Source organism: Planosporangium thailandense, assembly GCF_011947195.1.
Classification (GTDB): Bacteria; Actinomycetota; Actinomycetes; order Mycobacteriales; family Micromonosporaceae; genus Planosporangium; species Planosporangium thailandense.
Window position 1 is genome coordinate 1 of the sequence record NZ_JAATVY010000084.1, and the last position, 969, is coordinate 969.

The 969-nt window shown below is 71.3% G+C and carries 1 protein-coding gene; it reads left to right on the top strand.

Annotated elements, in window-relative coordinates:
• Positions 1-969 (top strand): AMP-binding protein (locus HC031_RS32220; RefSeq protein ID WP_167929236.1); only part of this gene is annotated, 969 nt, incomplete at both ends.

The window sequence follows — 969 nt, forward strand, 5'->3', positions numbered from 1 at the left end:
GATGGCGTTCCTCCTGGACGACGCCGCGCCGACGCTCATGATCACCACCGGTGCCACGCTGGACCGGCTGCCGGCCGACGCCAACCGGCTGGTGCTCGATGCCCCGGAAATCGGCGTCGCGCTGGCGGCGCAGCCGGACGGGGACCTGGGCGGCGGGCCGGCGCCGGACGGCGCTGCGTACGTGATCTACACGTCGGGGTCGACCGGGGTGCCGAAGGGGGTGCTGGTCGAGCATCGCAGTCTGGTGAATCTGCTGGTCAACCACCGCGGCGACTTTGTGGCTGCGGCCGGTGGCGGCCGGCTGCGGGTGGCGTTGACGGCGGCGTTCTCGTTCGACACGTCGCTGGAGGGACTGGTGCTGCTGGCCGACGGGCATGAGCTGCACGTCATCGACGCTCAGCTGCGGCTGGATCCGCCGGCCCTGGTCGACTACATCGCCACTCACCGGATCGATTTCCTGGATTTGACGCCGTCGTATCTGCAGCAGCTGCTGCCGGAGGGGCTGCTGGCCGAGGGCCGGCACCGGCCGAAGGTGCTGATGCTGGGTGGGGAGGCGCTCGGGCCGGGGCTGTGGGAGCGGCTGGCGGCCGTGCCGGAAACGGCCGTCTACAACTTCTACGGTCCGACCGAGTGCACGGTGGACGCGCTGTCCTGCCCGGTGACGGCGGACAGCCGGCCGGTGGTGGGTCGGCCGCTGGTCAATCTGCGTGCGTATGTGCTCGACGCGCGGTTGGCGCCGGTGCCGGTCGGGGTGGCCGGCGAGCTGTACCTGTCCGGTCCGCAGGTCGCGCGCGGTTACCTGGGTCGGCCGGGGCTGACCGCGCAGCGGTTTGTCGCCGATCCGTTCGGCGGTTGTGGGGAGCGGATGTACCGCACCGGGGATCTGGTGCGGTGGACCGCCGACGGGGTGCTGGAGTACCTGGGCCGTACCGACGAGCAGGTCAAGATTCGCGGGTACCGCATCGAGCC